Raw genomic sequence first — 3,944 nt, forward strand, 5'->3', positions numbered from 1 at the left:
GCGGCCGGTGCCCGTGGGCGTGCCGGGCGAGCTGTGCATCGGCGGCGTGCAGGTGGGGCGCGGCTACCTGGGGCGCGCGGCGCTCACGGCGGAGCGCTTTGTCCCGGACCCGTTCGGCGCGGCGCCGGGCGCGCGGCTGTACCGCACGGGCGACCGGGTGCGCTGGCGGGAAGAAAGTGCGTTCGTGCGCGCGGAAGCGGGTGATTCCGCCCACTCCCGCACGGACGCACTCGCGCACGAACGCACGGCAGTCCTCGAGTTCCTGGGACGCACGGACTTCCAGGTCAAGATCCGGGGCGTGCGCATGGAGCCGGGCGAGATCGAGGCGGCGCTGCGCGGCCACCCGGCCGTGCGCGACGCCCTCGTGCTGGCGCGCGCGGACGGGGCCGGCGAGCCGCGGCTGGTGGCGTACGTGGCCGCGGAGGCGGACCCGGGCGCGGAGGCGCTGCGGGCCCACGTGGCCGCGCGGCTGCCGGCGTACATGGTCCCCGCGGCGTACGTGCGGCTGCACGCGCTTCCGCTCACGCCCAACGGCAAGATCGACCGCCGGGCGCTCCCCGCGCCGGAGGCGGATGCCTTTGCCGCGCGCGGGTACGAGGCGCCCGCCGGCCCGGCGGAAGAGGCCGTGGCCGCCCTCTGGGCGGAGCTGCTGGGGGTGGAGCGCGTGGGGCGGGGCGACCACTTCTTCGAGTTGGGCGGCCACTCGCTGCTGGGCGTGCGCGTCGTCTCGCGCATCCGCCAGGCGCTGGGCGTGGACGCGGCGCCGGGCGACCTGTTCGAGCGCCCCGTGCTGGCGGACTTTGCCGCCGGCCTGGGGGCGGCCGCCCCCGCGGAGGCGCCCCGCATCGAGCGCGTGGACCGCACGGGCATCCTCCCGCCGTCGTTCGCGCAGCAGCGGCTGTGGTTCCTGGAGCAGATGGGGAACCTGGGCAGCACCTACCACGTCCCCGTGCGCCTGCGGCTGTCCGGCGCGCTGGACCGGGACGCGCTCGTGCGCGCCCTGGAGGGCATCGTCGCGCGGCACGAGGCCCTGCGGACGACCTTTCCCGCCGTGGACGGCGCGCCCGTGCAGCGCATCGCGCCGCCGGAGTCGAGCGCTTTTTCCCTGGCGGAGCACGACCTTCACGGGGCCGCGGACGCGGAGGACGCGCTGCGGGGGCTCATGCGGGACGAGATGGCCGCCCCGTTTGACCTGGCCCGCGGGCCGCTGCTCCGCGGGCGCCTGGTGCGGATGGGGGCGGACGAGCACGTGCTGCTGCTGACGATGCACCACATCGTCAGCGACGGCTGGTCCGCCGGCGTGCTGCACCGCGAGCTGGGCGCGCTCTACGCCGCCTTCACGCGGGGCGGGGCCGACCCGCTGCCGCCGCTCCCCGTCCAGTACGCCGACTACGCCGCGTGGCACCGCCGCGCCGTGGACGGCGACGTGCTGGAGGCGCAGGCGGCGTACTGGACGCGCGCGCTGGCCGGCGCGCCGGAGCTCCTGGAGCTGCCGGCGGACCGCCCGCGCCCCCCCCGGCAGGACTTCGCGGGGGCGTCGCTGGACGTGACGCTGGACGCGGAGCTGTCGGACGCGCTGAAGGCGCTCTCGCGGCGGCACGGCACCACGCTGTTCATGACGCTGCTGACCGGCTGGGCGGCGGTGCTGGCGCGGCTCTCCGGCCAGGACGACGTCGTCATCGGCACGCCGTCGGCCAACCGGGGCCGGGCGGAGGTGGAGGAGCTGATCGGCTTCTTCGTCAACACGCTCCCCGTGCGGGTGGACCTGTCCGGCGGGCCGGACGTGGGACCGCTGCTGGAGCAGGTGCGGACGCGGGCGCTGGAGGCGCAGCGCAACCAGGACATCCCGTTCGAGCAGGTGGTGGAGCGGCTGCGCCCCGTGCGCAGCCGGGCGTACACGCCGCTCTTCCAGGTGATGTTCGCCTGGCAGAACGCGCCGGGTGGCGCCCTGCGCCTTCCCGGGCTCACCGTGGCCGACGCCGGCGGGGCGAACGCGGACACGGCCAAGTTCGACCTGACGCTTTCGCTGTGGGAGGACGGGGGGCGCATCGCGGGGGGCATCGGCTACGCCACGGCGCTCTTTGACCGGGCCACGGTGGAGCGCTTTGCCGGCTACCTGCGCCGGGTGCTCGCGGCCATGGCGGCGGACGACGGCGCCCGCGTGGACCGCATGGCGCTGCTGGACGGGGCCGAGCACGCGCGGGTGGTCCGCGCGTGGAACGACACGGCGGCGGACTACCCCCGCGGCGCGACCCTGCCGGACCGGTTCGAGGCGCAGGCCGCGCGCACCCCGGACGCGGACGCGCTCGTCGCCGCGGACGGCACCCTCTCGTTCGCGGCGCTCAACGCGCGGGCCAACCGCCTGGCGCACTTTCTCGCCGCGCGCGGCGTGGGGCCCGACGCGCGCGTGGCGCTGTGCCTGGAGCGCGGCGCGGACGCCATCACGGGGCTGCTGGCCATCCTCAAGGCCGGCGGCGCGTACGTGCCGCTGGACCCGGCGTACCCCGTGGAGCGGCTGCGCGACATGCTGGCGGACAGCCGCCCCGTGGCGCTGCTCACGCAGGCGTCGCTGCGGGCGCGCGTGGGCGGGCTGGGCGTTCCCGCCATCGCGCTGGACGCGGACGCCGCGGGCTGGGCCTCGGCGCCGGCGGAGAACCCGGCGCGCCCGGGGCTCACGCCGGAGCACCTGGCGTACGTCATCTATACCTCCGGATCCACCGGGCGGCCCAAGGGCGTGATGGTGCGCCAGGGGTCCGTGGTGAACCTGGCCGCGGCCCTCCAGGCGCGCGTCTACGCCGCGCATCCCGCGCCGCTGCGGGTGGGCGTCAACGCGCCGCTCGTCTTTGACGGCTCCGTCAAGCAGGTCATCCAGCTGCTGGCGGGACACGCCCTGTGCGTGGTGCCCGAGGAGGTCCGCCGCGACCCCGCCGCGCTCGTGGCGTGGCTGCGCCGCGAACGGGTGGACGCGGTGGACATGACGCCCTCGCTGCTGCGCCTGGCCCTGGCCGAGGGGCTGGGCGCGGACGGCGGCTTTCCGCGCCTGGTGCTGGTGGGCGGCGAGGCCGTGGACGAGGAGATGCGCGGGCGGATGCTGCGCGTCCCCACCCGCTTCTACAACGTCTACGGCCCCACGGAGTGCACCGTGGACGTGACGGCGCTGGAAGTCGGCGCGGACGGGCCCGCGTCGGCCATCGGCGGCCCGCTCCCCAACGTCACCACCTACGTGCTGGACCCGCGGCTCAACCCCGTGCCCGTGGGCGTGGCGGGGGAGCTGTACGTGGGCGGCGCCGGCATCGCGCGCGGCTACCTGGGCCGGCCGGGGCAGACGGCCGAGCGCTTCGTCCCCGATCCCTTCGGCGACACGCCCGGCGCGCGGCTCTACCGCACGGGCGACCGCGTCCGCTGGCGGGAGGAGAGTGCGGAAGTGGATCCCGCGCGTGCGGACTCCCGCACTCACGCACCGACGCACTCACGCACTGCCGTCCTCGAGTACCTGGGCCGGCTGGACGTGCAGGTCAAGGTGCGCGGGTTCCGCATCGAGCTGGGGGAGATCGAGGCGCGGCTGCTGGAGCACCCGGGGGTGCGCGAGGCGGTCGTCGCGGCGCGCCAGGACGCCCCGGGCGAGCCGCGGCTCGTGGCGTACGTCGTGGCGGACGAGAGGGCGTCCGCGGACGCGCTGCGGGCCCACCTGGGCGCGCGGCTGCCGGCGTACATGGTGCCCGCGGCGTACGTGCGGCTGGACGCGCTCCCGCTCACGCCCAACGGCAAGACCGACCGCCGCGCGCTCCCCGCGCCGGAGGGCGACGCCTTCGCGGCGCGCGGGTACGAGGCGCCCGCGGGCGCCACGGAGCAGGCCGTGGCGGCCATCTGGGCCGAGCTGCTGGGCGCGGAGCGCGTGGGCCGCGGGGACGACTTCTTCGAGCTGGGCGGGCACTCGCTGCTGG

1 protein-coding gene is annotated in these 3,944 nt (G+C 76.9%); it reads left to right on the forward strand.

What is annotated here, in order from left to right:
* A partial coding sequence (locus tag VFZ20_RS03050) for an amino acid adenylation domain-containing protein (RefSeq protein ID WP_329682351.1) occupies window positions 1-3,944 on the forward strand: 3,944 nt, incomplete at both ends.

This window comes from Longimicrobium sp. (assembly GCF_036280135.1).
In the GTDB taxonomy this organism is placed as follows: Bacteria; Gemmatimonadota; Gemmatimonadetes; order Longimicrobiales; family Longimicrobiaceae; genus Longimicrobium.